14 protein-coding genes are annotated in these 14,980 nt (G+C 68.7%); 10 read left to right on the forward strand and 4 right to left on the reverse strand.

What is annotated here, in order from left to right; translation table 11 throughout:
• Positions 1-3: 3 nt before the first annotated feature.
• The 4 genes from rlmB to G9U51_RS07065 all read left to right on the forward strand — a co-directional run bounded on the left by rlmB (position 4) and on the right by G9U51_RS07065 (position 2,691).
• A complete protein-coding gene (gene rlmB, locus G9U51_RS07050; RefSeq protein ID WP_166195246.1) occupies positions 4-960 on the forward strand; it encodes a 23S rRNA (guanosine(2251)-2'-O)-methyltransferase RlmB in 957 nt (318 codons plus the stop codon).
• Between the two features lie 125 nt (positions 961-1,085).
• Positions 1,086-1,607: a DUF4190 domain-containing protein gene (locus tag G9U51_RS07055; protein WP_166195249.1), complete on the forward strand. Its 522-nt coding sequence runs from the start codon at positions 1,086-1,088 to the stop codon at positions 1,605-1,607.
• 101 nt (positions 1,608-1,708) lie between these two features.
• Positions 1,709-2,266 (forward strand): NINE protein, encoded by a 558-nt coding sequence (locus tag G9U51_RS17330; RefSeq protein WP_235945657.1) that lies wholly within the window; start codon positions 1,709-1,711, stop codon positions 2,264-2,266.
• On the forward strand, positions 2,266-2,691 hold the full coding sequence (locus G9U51_RS07065; RefSeq protein WP_166195252.1) for a DUF2752 domain-containing protein: 426 nt from the start codon (positions 2,266-2,268) through the stop codon (positions 2,689-2,691). The genes G9U51_RS17330 and G9U51_RS07065 overlap by 1 nt, the downstream gene beginning before the upstream one ends.
• A 1-nt stretch (position 2,692) precedes the next feature.
• Here G9U51_RS07065 and G9U51_RS07070 read toward each other — a convergent pair whose 3' ends face one another.
• Positions 2,693-3,937, reverse strand: coding sequence for a DUF4032 domain-containing protein (locus G9U51_RS07070; RefSeq protein ID WP_166195255.1), 1,245 nt, complete (start codon positions 3,935-3,937; stop codon positions 2,693-2,695).
• A gap of 77 nt (positions 3,938-4,014) precedes the next feature.
• On the reverse strand, positions 4,015-5,094 hold the full coding sequence (locus G9U51_RS07075; RefSeq protein WP_166195258.1) for an ABC transporter ATP-binding protein: 1,080 nt from the start codon (positions 5,092-5,094) through the stop codon (positions 4,015-4,017).
• Between the two features lie 238 nt (positions 5,095-5,332).
• On the opposite strand from G9U51_RS07075, the gene G9U51_RS07080 reads away from it, so the two are divergent.
• The 5 genes from G9U51_RS07080 to G9U51_RS07100 all read left to right on the forward strand — a co-directional run bounded on the left by G9U51_RS07080 (position 5,333) and on the right by G9U51_RS07100 (position 12,114).
• Positions 5,333-6,673 carry a sugar ABC transporter substrate-binding protein gene (locus tag G9U51_RS07080; protein WP_166195262.1) on the forward strand — a complete coding sequence of 447 codons (1,341 nt, stop codon included), beginning with the start codon at positions 5,333-5,335 and terminating at the stop codon, positions 6,671-6,673.
• A gap of 93 nt (positions 6,674-6,766) precedes the next feature.
• Positions 6,767-8,380, forward strand: a complete 1,614-nt coding sequence (locus G9U51_RS07085) for an ABC transporter permease subunit (RefSeq protein ID WP_235945659.1) — start codon at positions 6,767-6,769, stop codon at positions 8,378-8,380.
• The gene (locus tag G9U51_RS07090) at positions 8,380-9,291 is read left to right on the forward strand and encodes a sugar ABC transporter permease (RefSeq protein WP_166195265.1); all 912 of its coding nucleotides are present in this window, start codon (positions 8,380-8,382) and stop codon (positions 9,289-9,291) included. The genes G9U51_RS07085 and G9U51_RS07090 overlap by 1 nt, the downstream gene beginning before the upstream one ends.
• The gene (locus G9U51_RS07095; RefSeq protein ID WP_166195268.1) at positions 9,291-11,147 is read left to right on the forward strand and encodes a glycoside hydrolase family 13 protein; all 1,857 of its coding nucleotides are present in this window, start codon (positions 9,291-9,293) and stop codon (positions 11,145-11,147) included. Before G9U51_RS07090 ends, G9U51_RS07095 begins: the two co-directional genes overlap by 1 nt.
• Positions 11,131-12,114 (forward strand): LacI family DNA-binding transcriptional regulator, encoded by a 984-nt coding sequence (locus G9U51_RS07100; RefSeq protein WP_207948112.1) that lies wholly within the window; start codon positions 11,131-11,133, stop codon positions 12,112-12,114. The genes G9U51_RS07095 and G9U51_RS07100 overlap by 17 nt, the downstream gene beginning before the upstream one ends.
• A gap of 109 nt (positions 12,115-12,223) precedes the next feature.
• On the opposite strand, the gene otsB is transcribed toward G9U51_RS07100, so the two are convergent.
• Both otsB and G9U51_RS07110 read right to left on the reverse strand, forming a co-directional pair.
• Positions 12,224-12,994: a trehalose-phosphatase gene (otsB, locus tag G9U51_RS07105; RefSeq protein WP_166195274.1), complete on the reverse strand. Its 771-nt coding sequence runs from the start codon at positions 12,992-12,994 to the stop codon at positions 12,224-12,226.
• The gene (locus G9U51_RS07110) at positions 12,991-14,406 is read right to left on the reverse strand and encodes an alpha,alpha-trehalose-phosphate synthase (UDP-forming) (RefSeq protein ID WP_166195277.1); all 1,416 of its coding nucleotides are present in this window, start codon (positions 14,404-14,406) and stop codon (positions 12,991-12,993) included. The genes otsB and G9U51_RS07110 overlap by 4 nt, the downstream gene beginning before the upstream one ends.
• Positions 14,407-14,522: 116 nt before the next feature.
• Between G9U51_RS07110 and G9U51_RS07115 the strand changes: the two genes are divergently transcribed.
• Positions 14,523-14,957 (forward strand): CBS domain-containing protein, encoded by a 435-nt coding sequence (locus G9U51_RS07115; RefSeq protein WP_166195280.1) that lies wholly within the window; start codon positions 14,523-14,525, stop codon positions 14,955-14,957.
• Positions 14,958-14,980 lie beyond the last annotated feature (23 nt).

Consider the following 14,980-nt stretch of genomic DNA (forward strand, 5'->3'; position numbering starts at 1 on the left):
GGTATGCCGGGCAACTCCGCGCGTCGTGGCGCCGTGCGCAAGGGCGGCTCCAAGAAGGGCGCGACCGTCGGCAGCGGGGGTCAGCGTCGCCGTGGGCTGGAAGGCAAGGGCCCCACGCCGAAGGCCGTCGACCGCCCCAACCACAAGGCGTACAAGGCGGCGCAGAAGGCCGGCCGGTCCAAAACCGGTGCGCCGCAACGTCGTTCGAAGCCTTCGCAGGAGGTGATCGCGGGACGCAACTCGGTGCTGGAAGCCCTGCGCACCGGCATACCTGCGACGGCGCTGCACGTGGCCGGTCGGATCGACTCCGATGACCGGGTGCGCGAGAGCCTCAAGATCGCCGCCGACCGGGCGCTGCCGATCATGGAGACCCAGCGCACCGAGCTGGACCGGATGACCGACGACTCGGTGCACCAGGGCATCGCCTTGCAGGTGCCTCCCTATCAGTACGCCGACGCGCGCGATCTGATCGACCCGGAGGCACCCGGCATACCGCTGGTGGTGGCGCTCGACGGGATCACCGATCCGCGCAATCTCGGCGCGATCGTCCGGTCGGTGGCGGCCTTCGGCGGCCACGGCGTGATCGTGCCCGAGCGGCGCAGCACCGGCATGACCGCCGCGGCCTGGAAGACCTCGGCCGGCGCGGCGGCACGCATCCCGGTCGCGCTCGCGACCAACCTGACCCGGGCGTTGCAGGACTTCCGCAAGGCCGGCTTCTTCGTCATCGGCCTGGACATGGACGGCGACGTCGAGCTGCCCGATCTGCAGCTCGCCTCCGAGCCGCTGGTGATCGTCGTCGGCTCGGAGGGCAAGGGACTGTCGCGCCTCGTGCGGGAGACCTGCGACCAGGTGGTGTCGGTGCCGATGAGCTCGGCGGTGGAAAGCCTCAACGCCGGCATCGCCGCTTCGGTGACGCTCTATGAAGTGGCGCGCCAGCGGCGGCAGACCTCCCCGCGCTAGCCGCTTGGGCGCCGCGCGGTGCGCTGTAACACGCGATCGGTCCCGAATCCGCTTAGGCTGTCGGGGAGGCGCTCGGCATCCGCCGAGCGAGAGATCAGCCGCCATGGCTGCGCAGGAGGGAAGCAATGAGCAATTACGGCACGCCGAACGACCCCAACAACCCGAACGACCCCTACGGCCAGCAGGGCGGCCAGCCCTACGGTGAGCAGCCGTACGGTCAGCAGGGTGCGCAGGGTCAGCCGTATGGCGACCCGAATGCGCCGGCCGGTCAGCCCTATGGCGACCCGAACCAGCCGCAGGGTTACGGCGACTACGACAAGAACCAGTACGGCCAGGGCCAGTACGACCAGAGCCAGTACGGCGGCGCGGCCCCGGCCTACGACCCCAACCAGGGTGGGTATGCCGGCACCATGGCGCCGGTCGAGAACAAGAAGGCCAATACCGCGCTCATCCTGAGCTGCGTCGGCGTCTTCTGCGGCATCCTCGCGATCGTCGGCATCGTCCTTGGCGTGCAGTCCAAGAAGGAGATCCAGCAGTCCGGCGGCACCCAGACCGGTGCGGGCAAGGCCCAGGCCGCGATCATCATCGGTGCGGTCATCCTGGTGCTCAACGTCATCTTCGGGATCATCCAGGCCACCAAGGGCTGACCCGACCCGCAACGCAGAAGGGGCCGCTCCGACGACATCGGAGCGGCCCCTTCGTATCCGTCATCTAAGCTGCTCGCAACGACCGCACCAGGGGAGAGATGATGTCGAACGACGGTTATCAGGGCCAGCCGGATCCGTACGGGCAGCAGAATGGCCCGTATGCCGGCCCGCAGTCCGGTGACTACGGCAAGCCACCGAGCCAGGGCGTCGGCGAGGGATACGGCCAGCCGGACGCTGCGGCATACGGCGGCTATGACGACCCGCAGTGGGGGGCGATGCAGCAGCCCGGACCGTTCAACGACCAGTTCTTCGTCTCGGTGATGGGTCGCGAGCAGGGCCCGATCGACTACGGCCAGTTGCAGATGATGGCGCAGTCGAAGGCGCTCGCGCCGGAGACCTTCGTGCGGTCGGCGAGCGGCGGGACGCCCTTCCCCGCCAAGCAGATCCCGGGCTTGTTCTCCGACAAGGAGTGGGTGACCGCGCTGCTGTTGTCGGTCTTCCTCGGCACCTTCGGGGTCGACCGGTTCTATCTCGGCCAGACCGGTCTCGGCATCGCCAAGCTGCTGACGCTCGGTGGCTGCGGCATCTGGCACATCATCGACGTCATCCTGATCGCGATGCGCAATATCACCGACTCCGAGGGACGGCAGCTGTCCTGATGGCGCTCGCCGCATCCCGTCGGCCGGTGACCCGGCGTGGGCTGTTGCTGCCCATTGCCGGGATCGGCGCCGCGCTGCTCGCGGCAGCCGTGGTGCCGGTCAGCACGATGTCCTCCGGGCCGACCACCTGCCCGATGCTGTTGCTCACCGGCTTGCCGTGCCCGCTGTGCGGTGCGACCCGGTCGTGGACGATGCTGTTGCACGGCAACGCAGCCGACGCGATGCGGCTCAACCCGACCGCACCCCTGGTGATGCTGCTGGCGATCGTCGTCGAAGTGTTCCTGGTGCGGCAGTTCGTCACCGGCGCGCGGTTGCCGCGCTGGGTGAGCCGGGGCCTGTTCCCGGCGGTCGTCGCCGTCGTCGCGGTCTATGGCATCACCCGGGCGGTGCTGGTCGGCACCGGCGCCTGGGTCTGGCCGGGCTGACTCACTCCTTGGCGCGGACCGGCAACTCCTCGGTGTCCACGCCGACCACCGACCGCTCGTCCGGCTTGTGCGGCAGGACGTTCTTGACGTAATCCTTCACCGCCTCCTCGATGGCGATGTCCTTCTTGGCCTGCTCGGACATGTACCACCGGTGCTCGAGCACCTCGTGGAAGATCTCGGCCGGCTCGAGTTTGCCGCGCAGTTCCCGCGGGACGGTGCGGGTGATCGGCTCATAGATGCGGTTCAGCCAGTCGTGGGCGACGAGTTCCTCGTCCTCGTTCTGCCGGTCGGTCGCGGCGCGGAAGGAGTCCAGGTCGTTGAGCAGCCGGCGCGCCTGGTTGTCCTCGACGTCCAGCCCGGTGAGGCGCAGCAGCCGCCGGCAGTGGTGACCGGCGTCGACGATCTTGGGCTGGATCTGGATGCTCGTGCCGTCGATGTCGGTGGTGATGTCGAGTTCGCCGACGTCGAAGCCGGCGTCGTTGAGTTTGCGGATGCGTTCGTCGACCTGCCAGCGGTTGCCGTATTCGAACTTCTCGGTCGCGGTGAGCACATCCCACAGTTCGTCATACCGGCTGATGATCCGCTCGGAGACGACGAGCGGGTCGATGTCGAGGTCGACGAAGCCGCCCGCCTGCAGGTCCATCAGCTCTCCGGCGATGTTCACCCGGGCGATGTCGAGGTCGTGCAGCCGCTGCCCGCGGCTGAGCGAACTCTGGTGCAGCTCACCGGTTTCCGCGTCGACGAGGTATGCCGCGAACTCGCCGGCGTTGCGCTTGAACAGGGTGTTGGACAAGGACACATCACCCCAGAAGAAGCCGACCAGGTGCAGCCGCACGAGCAGCACGGCGAGCGCGTCGATGAGCCGGTCGGCGGTGTCCTTGCGCAGGCTCTGGCTGAGCATGGCGCGGTAGGGCAGGGAGAACTGCAGGTGCCGGGTCAGCAGGCAGGCGTCCAGTGGCCGGCCGTCCCGTGCCACCCGGCCGGTGACGACACCCACGGCCTCGACCGTCGGCTCGTTGAGCCGGCGCAGAGCGCGCAGCATCTCGTACTCGCGGCGGGCCAGGTCGGCCTTGATCTCCTTGATCGCGATGACCCGTCCCTCGATCCGCACGAACCGCACGACATGCCGGGAGATGCCGCGGGGGAGTGCGGCGAGCAGATCCTCCGGCCACTCCTCCAGCGGGAGTGACCAGGGCAGATCGAGCAGAGCCGGCCAGGGCCGGCCCGTCGTGATGTCGAGGGCCACGTGCTCACCTTACGCATCGGCCCGGTCCGCGCAGTGTGCTGCGCGGACCGGGCCGATGCCTGTCACGGGGGTGTGGCTCAGCCGCCGAGGCGGGCGCCGGACTCCACGTCGAACAGGTGCACGTGGTCGCCCTTGGGGACGAAGTGCACGGTCTCACCCTTCTGCGGCACCTGACGGCCGTCCACGCGCGCGACGATCGGGGTGGCGGTCGCCTCGCTGCCGGGCACCCGGCCGTAGACATAGGCGTCGGCGCCAAGCTCCTCGACCACGTCGACCTCGACCGGCAGGCCGGAGCCGTCGGTGGCCGGCGTCATGTCCTCGGGGCGGACGCCGAAGGTGACCTCGCGGGCGCCATTCAGCACACCGCGCTCGATGGGATAGGTGCCATTGCCCAGCTGTACACCACCGTCGGTCACCGGCAACTTCATCAGGTTCATCGCGGGGGAGCCGATGAAGCCGGCGACGAAGACATTGTCCGGGTGGTCGTACATCCGGCGCGGGGTGTCGCACTGCTGCAGCACACCGTCCTTGAGCACCGCGACGCGGTCACCCATCGTCATCGCCTCGACCTGGTCGTGGGTGACGTAGACGGTGGTGACCCCGAGCCGGCGCTGCAGCGAGGCGATCTGGGTGCGGGTCTGCACGCGCAGCTTCGCATCGAGGTTGGACAGCGGCTCGTCCATCAAGAAGACCTGCGGGCTGCGCACGATCGCGCGGCCCATCGCGACGCGCTGGCGCTGACCACCGGACAGCTGCTTGGGCTTGCGGTCCAGATAGGGCTCGAGGTCGAGGATCTTGGCGGCCTCTTCGACCCGCTTGCGGATCTCGCCCTTGTCGACGCCGGCGATCTTGAGCGCGAAGCCCATGTTGTCGGCCACGGTCATGTGCGGGTAGAGCGCGTAGTTCTGGAAGACCATCGCCACATCGCGCTCCTTGGGCGACAGGCGGGTGACATCGCGGTCGCCGATCAGGATGCGCCCGGAGTTGACCTCCTCCAGGCCGGCGAGCATGCGCAGTGCGGTGGACTTACCCGAACCGGAGGGACCGACGAGGACGAGGAATTCGCCGTCCTGGATGTCGATGTTGAGCTTGTCGACCGAGGGGGTGGTGGCCCCGGGATAGACCCGGGTCGCCTCGTCGTAGGTGACCGTAGCCATAGGAAATCTCCTTCACCGGCAGGAACGTGCCGGACGATCCGTTGTGAAAGTCGGCCCGACGTGGGCCGGGTCACATCCTGGCTCATGACGGGGCGCAGCGGAAGGGGTCGGCGCCGGCCAATGTCACGATCTTGCAGCGCGGACTGCAAGATCTTGCACGAACCTGCAGGCGGTGTCATAGTGATCGCCATCACACGGACGTGAGCACCGACGCTCGTCTTTTTCAAGGAGTTCCCCCATGAAGCGTTCCCTCGTCGTCGCCCTCGCGGGCACGGCCCTGGTCCTGTCGGGCTGCGGTGGCAGCAGCAGCGGCGGCGGCAACAGCAGCACCGCGTCGTCCTCATCCGGCGGCTCGGGCAGCTCGTCGGCCGGCTCGGGGTCGAGCACCGCCGCGGCCGCGCCGACCTCGGTCTCGACCGACAAGCCGCAGCGCGACGCGAACGCCGACCTGGTGATCTGGGCCGACGCCACCGCCGCGCCGGTCGTGCAGAAGCTCGCCGACAAGTTCGCCGCCAAGAACGGCATCAAGGTCGCGGTCCAGATCGCCAACGACGTGCGCGGGCAGTACGAAACCGCGTTCAAGGCCGGCCAGGCCCCCGACGTCATCGTGGGCGCACACGACTGGCTGGGTGAGCTCGTCGCCAACGGCGCGGTCGCCCCGCTGCAGGTGCCGGCCTCGGTTGAGTCGGGCTTCACCAAGAACGCCGTCGCCGCGACCAAGTTCAACAACCAGACCTACGCCGTGCCGTATGGCGTCGAGAACCTCGCGCTCGTGCGCAACACCGCCCTGGCCCCGACCGCGCCGAAGACGATGGACGACCTGATCAAGGCCGGCACCGCCTGCGTGAGCTCGAAGAAGTGCACCAACATCTTGTCCAACCAGGTCGGCAAGCAGGGCAATGCCTACAACGCCTATCCCTTCCTGTCCGCCTTCGGCGGCGGCATCTTCGGCACCAAGGCCAACGGCGACTACGACCCGAACAACCTGATCGTCGACTCGCCGAACACCCTCAAGGGCGCGGCGCTGCTCGCCCAGCTCGGCAAGCAGAAGGTGCTGTCGACCAATATCGACGACACCAACGCCGACAACCTGTTCGCGACCGGCAAGACGCCCTTCGAGATCACCGGCCCGTGGTCGCTGCCCGCCTTCCAGAAGGCTGGCGTGAAGTATGCCGTCGACCCGCTGCCCACCGTTGCCGGTGGCGGCCAGATGGTGCCCTTCCTCGGCGTGCAGATGTTCTATGTCTCCGCCAAGGCCAAGAACGCCACCATCGCCCAGCAGTTCGTCACCAACTACGTGACCACCAAGGACGCCCAGGTCCAGCTGTTCCAGGTGGGCAAGCGTCCGCCGGCCCTCACCGCGGCCTACGACGAGGTCGCCAAGACCGACCCGGATGTCGCCGCGTGGAACACCGCCGGCAAGAACGGCAAGCTCATGCCGAATATCCCGGCGATGAACTCGGTGTGGGGCCCGCTCGGTCAGGCCGAGGCCGACGTCGTCTCGGGCAAGGCCCAGCCGGACGCCCGGTTCAAGAAGGCGGCCACGGAGATCTCCGCCGCCATCAAGTCCGGCAAGTGATGACCCCGCCGGTGGCGGGACGTCGATCGAGACGTTCCGCCACCGGCGGCCACGGCCGGCATACCGGCTGGTGTGCCCCAACGCGGAGGAAGTATGTCGACCGACCCGTCCCCTGAGCCGACCGGGACCACCCCCTCGGGCGCCGGGAACCCGATGCTGTTCCACCACGGCAAGACGCCGGCGTGGGCGCTCGCGGCGAAGTGGATCCTGATCGCGCTCGCGCTCGTGCTGTGCGGCTATATCGCGATGCGGCTGTCCGATCTCGGCTACACCATGTGGGTGGTGCTGGTCGCCTTCGTCGCGATGATCATCCTGGCGGTCTACGGCACCAAGCGCGCGGTGCCGATGAAGTATCTGCTGCCCGGGCTGATCCTGATGCTCGGCCTGCAGATCTGGCCGATCGTCTACACCGGCGCCACCGCGTTCAGCAATTACGGGCAGGGGCACCTCGCCACCAAGGAGGAGGCGACCGCCCAGGACATCGCCTACTCGGTGCAACAGGTCGCCGGCTCCAAGCCCTACGGCCTCGCGGTCGCGGTCAAGGACGGCGAGCCGGTCGCCACCGGCGAGTTGTACTTCCTGCTCACCGACCCGGCCGGCAAGAACTTCGTCGGTGACGCCAAGGGCCTGACGCCGCTCACCGACCCCGGCGTGAAGGTCGAGTCCGGCTCGATCAGCACCGCCCCCGGTTATCGCATCCTGAACCTGCGCGAGGCCAACCGGCGCAGCAAGGACCTGGCCAACTTCGCCGTGCCCACCGCGAACGGCGGCGGCATCAAGGCCAGCGGCATCTCGCTCGCCTTCGAGGGTCGCCCGACGCTGGTGTGGGACAAGAAGGCCGACACCATCACCGACAGCCAGACCAAGCAGGTGTATGTCGCCCGCGGCGCCCGCTGGGTGCCCAAGGACGGTCAGGGTCAGCCGCTGCCGGTGGGCTGGAAGGAGAATGTCGGGTTCCAGAACTTCAAGACGGTGTTCACCGACCCGACCTTGCGCACCGGCTTCGTCAAGGTCTTCGGCTGGAACCTCGCCTTCGCCGCGCTGAGCGTTCTGACCACCTTCATCCTCGGCATGCTGCTCGCCCTGCTGCTCAACGACCCGCGGATCAAGGGGCGCGGCCTCTACCGCTCGCTGCTGATCCTGCCCTACGCCATCCCGGTGTTCGTCTCGGCGCTGGTGTGGCAGTCGATGTTCAACCAGGAGTTCGGGCTGGTCAACAACCTGACCCATCTCAATGTCGACTGGTTCGGCAACACCTGGGCTGCGCGCAGCGCGGTGCTGCTCACCAACCTGTGGCTCGGGTTCCCCTACATGTTCATCGTGTGCACCGGTGCGCTGCAGTCGATTCCGGACGACGTGATGGAGGCGGCGCGGATCGACGGCGCGAGCCCGTTGCGGATGTTGCGCTCGATCATCATGCCGCTGCTGCTCGTGGCGGTCGGGCCGCTGCTGATCGCGTCCTTCGCCTTCAACTTCAACAACTTCGGGCTGATCCAGTTGCTCACCGGCGGGGGCCCGTTCAACACCGGCAACGCCCAGATCGGCTCGACCGACCTGCTGATCAACATGGCCTACCGCCTGGCGATCAACGGCACCTCGCCCAACTACGGCCTGGCCTCGGCGGTCGCGATCATCATCTTCTTCATCGTCGCGGTGATCAGCCTGCCGGGCTTCCTGCGGTCCAAGGCCCTCGAGGAGGTCAACTGATGTCCACCGCCGCGGTCCCCGATGCCACGCCCGAGCGGTCTCCCGGAGTCCAGCAGGACCCGGCCGGGACCTTCGGGAAGGTGTGGTGGAAGCACCTGCTCGCGATCCTGGCGCTGCTCTTCGCCATCTTCCCGATCGTCTTCGTCATCTCCGCGGCGCTGAACCCGGCGGGCACCATGTCCGCCTCCTCGCTGCTGCCGCGCGGGTTCTCGCTGGCCAACTTCCGCGATCTGTTGCAGGATCCGGCCCGGCCGTTCCTCACGTGGTACAAGAACTCGCTGGTCATCTCGCTGCTGGCGGCATTGTTCTCGACCTTCATCGGCGCGTGCTCGGCCTATGTCTTCTCGCGCATGCGTTTCCGCGGCCGCCGGGCCGGCCTGATGGCGCTGTTGCTGTTGCAGATGTTCCCGGCGCTGCTCGCCTTCGTCGGTCTCTACATCACCTTCAGCAAGATCGGCGAGATCGTGCCGCCCTTCGGGCTCAACACCAGCTGGGGCATCATCCTGGTCTACCTCGGCGGCGCGATGGGCGGCAGTGTGTGGCTGCTCAAGGGCTATTTCGACACGGTGCCGAAGGAGCTCGACGAGGCAGCCCTGGTCGATGGCGCCTCCCACGCGCGGATCTTCTTCACGATCACGCTGCGGCTGGTCACCCCGATCCTGGTGACGGTCTTCATGACCTCCTTCGTCGGCGTCTTCGGCGAGTTCATGCTCGCGAGCATCTTCCTCACCAACGCCGACGCCCAGACCCTCGCCGTCGGTCTCTACGGCATGACCGTCGGCAACACCAAGTTCGCCCTCTTCGGTGAGTTCGCGGCGGGCGCGCTGTTGTCGGCGATCCCGATCGCGGCGCTCTACCTGGTCTTCCAGAAGCAGCTGGCCGGTGGTCTCACCCAGGGCTCGGTGAAGTGATGCCGCTGCCGGACCTGCTGGCCCGGCCGCACCACGACGGGTCAGCGCTCTACGTCTCCAACGCTGCCCCGGCACTCGGGGAGACGGTGACCGTGCGCGTGCGCGTGCCGGATGTCTTCGCCATCGACGAGCTGCACGTGCGGCAAGTCATCGACGGCGAGCCGCGCTTCGCCGATGCGGCGGTGACCCATCGCGGCGACGGGGAGACCTGGTGGTCTGCGCAGGTGGCGTGCCACAACCCGGTGACCAACTACCGCTTCATCATCCGCGGCGAGCACACCGGATATCTGTGGCTCAACGGCACCGGCCTGCACGAACGGGACGTGCCCGACGCAGCGGACTTCCGCCTCGTGACGTATGCCGCCCCGCCCGCCTGGGCGGCCGATGCCGTTGTCTACCAAGTGTTTCCAGATCGGTTCGCCCGCTCCGCGGCGGCCGACGACCGGCCGGTTCCGGACTGGGCCGTGCCGGCCCGCTGGGACGACCCGGTCGACACCACGACACCGGACGCGACCGGTGCGCAGCTCTTCGGCGGTGACCTCGACGGAGTGCGCGAGCATCTGGACCACCTGGTGCGGCTCGGGGTGAACGTGCTCTACCTGACGCCGTTCTTCCCGGCCCGGTCCAACCACCGCTACGACGCATCCAGCTTCACCCGGGTCGACCCCGTGCTCGGCGGGGACGACGCGATGGTGCGGCTCGTGCGAGAGGCGCACGAGCGCGGCATACGGGTGATGGGAGACCTGACCACCAATCACACCGGCGCGGGGCACGAATGGTTCGCCGCGGCGCAGGCCGATCCCGCTGCGCCGCAACGGGATTACTACTACTTCGCGGACGATGGATCGTATGCCGCGTGGCTCGGCGTGCCATCGTTGCCGAAGCTCGATCACCGCAGCGCGGGGTTGCAGCGCGAGCTCTTCGACGGCCCTGACTCGGTCACCCAGCGGTGGCTCACCGGGCCGGACTCGCTCGACGGCTGGCGGGTCGACGTGGCGAATATGACCGGGCGATTCGGCGCGATCGACGTCAACCACGCGGTGGCACGGCACATGCGCGCCGCGATGCTGGCGGCCGATCCGGACGCGCTGCTGGTCGGCGAGCACTGTCACGACCACGCCTCGGACGCCCAGGGTGACGGCTGGCACGGCGTCATGAACTACTCGGGCTTCACCCGGCCGGTGTGGACGTGGTTGCGGGACAAGGGTTTCGCGCCGAACTTCCTCGGCTCGCCGCTGATGGTGCCGCGGCTCGGTGGCGGACTGGTCGCGGACACGATGACGGAGTTCGGGGCTCTCGTGCCATGGCGCAGCCGCACGCACAGCTTCAACCTCGTCGGCTCACACGACACCACCCGGATCCGCACGCTCGTCGGCGACGACCCGGCCGGGGTGATCGTCGCGGCCGCCCTGCTCTTCACCATGCCGGGCATCCCGATGTTCACCTATGGCGACGAGATCGGCATGCCGGGCACCTTCGGCGAGGACGGCCGCCGGCCGATGCCGTGGGACGAATCGCGTTGGGACCACACGCTTCTCGCGGCATACCTCGAACTCATCGCGGCCCGGCACCAGCACGGCGCGTTGCGCGAGGGCGGGCTACGCTGGGTGCACGCGGACGACGATGCGTTGGTGTTCCTGCGGGAATCGGCCGACGAATCGGTTTTGGTGCACGTCGCGCGGCAGGCCCACGAGCCGATCCGCATCGATAGTGCGTTGCTGCCCGGCATCGACGGCGGGACACTGGTGGGCGGTGACTCGATCACGGCCTCCACCGACGTGATCGACGTTCGTGCCGACGGCCCGACCTATGGACTGTGGAGCTGGAAGGCGGTGGGACATGGCGAAGCTCGCTGAGATCGCGGCGCACGCCGGCGTCAGCGAAGCGACGGTCAGCCGGGTGCTCAACGACAAGACGAATGTCGCCGAGGCCACCCGTGCGCTGGTGCTCACCTCGATCGACGTGCTCGGCTACGAGCGGCCCAGCAACCTGCGCCGGCGGATGGTCGGCCTGGTCGGGTTGATCGTGCCCGAGCTGACCAACCCGGTCTTCCCGCTGTTCGCCCAGACCATCCAAACCCGTTTGGCCGCAATGGGTTACACCGCTGTGCTGTGCACCCAGGCGCCGGGTGGCGCGCAGGAGGACGACTACATCTCGATGCTGCTCGAGCGCGGCGTCGCCGGTGTCGTCTTCGTGAGCGGCCGGCACGCCGACCTCACCGCCGACCTCGGGATCTACCGCGACCTGTCGGCTCGCGGGCTGCCGATGGTCACGATCAACGGTCACCGCGGTGAGATCGACGCGCCGTCACTGTCGACCGACGAGCGCGCCTCGGTGCGGATGGCGGTCGCGCATCTGCGCCAGCTCGGGCACACCCGGATCGGCCTGGCCACGGGTCAGGGCCGTTATGTGCCGAGCGAGCGCAAGCTGGAGGCCTTCCGGGAGCTGGTGCCCGACGGTGAGGTGCAGCAGACCTGGTTCTCGGTCGAGGGTGGCGAGCTCGCCGGTCGGGCGCTGATCGAGTCGGGTGTCACCGGCATCGTCTGTGGCTCGGATCTGATGGCGCTCGGGGTGATCCGGGCGGCGGAGCAGGCGGGCGTCGCCGTGCCGGAGCAGTTGTCGGTCATCGGGTATGACGGCTCGCTGGTCACGCAGTACACCTGGCCCCCGCTCACCACCTTGCGCCAGGACGTCACGGGTCTGTCGGGCGCGGCCGTGCATGCGCTGGGCGAAGAGATCGCCGGCCATCCCCACCCGCGCGGTGAGACGCTCTTCGCGCCGGAGTTGATCGTCCGCAGCTCCACCGCGCCGCCGCCGCGCTGACGGAGTGAGGTCACGCGCAGACCGTCCGGCCACTCGCATGCCGTGACCACCGCATGCAAGTGACCTCCCGGCCTGCAAGTGCCGTGGCGGCATGCGGGTGCCGGGCGGCTCAGCTGGTGCCGGCGCGGCGCAGGTCGGCGAGGTCGGCGAGCAGGCTGGCCACCGCCTCAGGGTCCGGAATCCGTTGTGTCGCAGCGGTTTTCCCCGGGCCCACCTTGACCGTGAGGTTCGGTGGCGGCAGCACGGCGAAGGCCGTTTCGTCGGTGACATCGTCACCCAGGTAGAGCGTCGCCTCAGCACCGACGCGTTGTGCCAGCGCGGTGAGCGCGACCCCCTTGTTGACGTCGAGCACTCCGGCTTCGACGATGCTCTTGCCAGCCATGACGTGCACATCGGGGTGCGCCTGGGTGATCGCCATACCGTCCGCGGCCGCGGCAGCAGCGGCCTCCTCGGACAGCCCGCGGGTGTGCAGCACGACATTGGCGGGCTTGTGCTCCAGCCGGGTGCCCGGGTGCCGGCCCGCGACCTGTTCGAGGTATGCCGTCGCCCGCGCCAAACGCTCCTGCGCAGCAGCGTCCAACCGGGCCTCGATCGGCAGCGGCACGGCGGGCTCACCACCGTGCGAGCCGATCAGCACGATCGGGTCGTCCTCGGTGAGGCCGGTCAGCGTGCGCAGGGTGGCCAGGTCGCGGCCGGACACGATGGCGACGGCGGTGTCCGGCATACCTGCTAATGAACGCAACGCGGACAGTGACTGCGGCAGGGCGCGCGCATCGTCCGGGCGCATCACCAAGGGCGCCAGCACGCCGTCGAAGTCGCTGGCGACGAGCACCCGGCCGGTGCCGGCGAAGGACGCCAGCGCGGAGGACAGCGCGGTCATCGGCGCTCGGGCTTGTCCGGCGCGGCGGCGAGGTCGTCGAGGAAGTCCTGGGCCCACCGCGCGACATCGTGGCTGGCGACCTGGCGGCGCATCGAGCGCATCCGGCGCCGGCGTTCGTCCAGCGGGCTGCGGGCAGCCTCCATGATCGTCGTCTTCAGCGCGTCGATGTCGTGCGGGTTGCAGCGGTAGGCGCCCTGGAGTTCGACTGCGGCACCGGTGAATTCGCTGAGCACGAGCGCACCGTCGTCGCCGTGGCAGGTGACATATTCCTTGGCCACGAGGTTCATGCCGTCGCGCAGCGGCGTCACCAACATGACATCCGCGGCGACGAAGAGCGCGGCCATCTCCTCGCGGGGGAACGACCGGTGCAGATAACTCACCGCGGGTGTGCCGATCGGCGCGTAGTCACCGTTGATCTGCCCGACCGTGCGCTCGACCTGTCCGCGCAGGGTCTGGTAGGCCTCGAGGCGTTCACGGCTGGGCGTCGCGACCTGGATCAGCACGTCGCCGGGCGCGGTCAGGGTGCCCTCGCTGAGCAGTTCACCGAAGGCCTTGAGCCGGTGCCGGATGCCCTTGGTGTAGTCGAGCCGGTCGACGCCGAGCAGGACCAGGTCGGGGTCGCCGAGCTCGTGCCGGATCTCGCGGGCACGCTCCTGCACCGGCTCGGAGCGCGCCAGTTGCTGCAGCCCGTCGGCGTCGATGGAGATCGGCACCGCCGCCGCCCGCACCGCTCGGCCGTCCTCAGTCGTGACGATCTCGCCCTTGACGGTCGCGCCGAGCAGTCGCCGGCAGGCGCTGCGGAAGTTCTCGGCGTCCGTGCGCCGCTGGAAGCCGAGGAAGTCGGCGCCGAGCAGGCCGCGCAGCAATTCCTCCCGCCGCGGCAGCTGCATGAACAACTCGACCGGCGGGAAGGGGATGTGGTTGAACCAGCCGATGCGCAGATCGGGTCGCAGCTCCCGCAGGATGTGCGGCGCGAGCTGCAGCTGGTAGTCGTGCACCCACACGGTCGCGCCCCGGGCGGCGCAGTCCGCGGCCGCCTCGGCGAACCGCCGGTTGACCTTCTCGTATGCCGACCGCCACCGCCGCTTAAACACCGGCTGGACGATGACGTCGTGGTAGATCGGCCAGAGCGAGGCGTTGCTGTAACCCTCGTAATAGTCGGCGACCTCGTCGGCTGACAGGGGGACCGGCACGAGGTACATGTCGTCCTCGACGAAGGGGTCGCTGGCCTCACCCGCCTCGCCGGCCCAGCCGACCCAAGCACCTTCACGACCGCGCATCACCGACTCCATCGCGGTGACCAGTCCGCCGGGTGAGCGGCGCAGTTCGACCCTGCCGTCGGGCCCCGTCACCCGGTCCACCGGCAGCCGGTTGGCGACGATGACCAGGTCGAAGCTCGTGCGGTCGGGCACCGTGGGTTCGCTCCTCACCAAAGGTCGCGGGGATCTGCTCAACCACTCTATGGGTGCGGCGACGCAGATGGGCTGGAGGGCTGACGCGGTGCTGTGAGGCGGATTACATTCAGGGAATGAAGATCTCCGATGTGGTGCGCACCAAGGGCAGCGATGTCGTCACGATCCGCAGCGACGCCAGCGTCGGTGAGCTGGTGGCACTGCTCGCGCAGCATCGCATCGGTGCCGTCGTCGTCGTGGACGAGCAGGACAGCGGGGCCATCGCGGGCATCGTCAGCGAGCGCGATGTGGTGCGTGGCCTCGGCGAGGACGCGCGTGCCCTGCTCGACCGGCCGGTCGGTCAGCTGATGACCACGACCGTGCACACCTGCGCCCCGTCCGATGAGATCCACACCCTCGCCGCGCTGATGACCGAGCGGCGGGTGCGCCATGTCCCGGTGGTCGAGGACGGCCGGCTGCAGGCCATCGTCAGCATCGGTGATGTGGTGAAGTTCCGGCTGCAGGAGCTGCAGACCGAGCGCGACCACCTGCAGGACTACATCAGCGGCTGAACGTTCCCTCGGCACGCCGGAGG

This window comes from Metallococcus carri (genome assembly GCF_011440275.1).
GTDB classification, from domain to species: Bacteria; Actinomycetota; Actinomycetes; order Actinomycetales; family Dermatophilaceae; genus Metallococcus; species Metallococcus carri.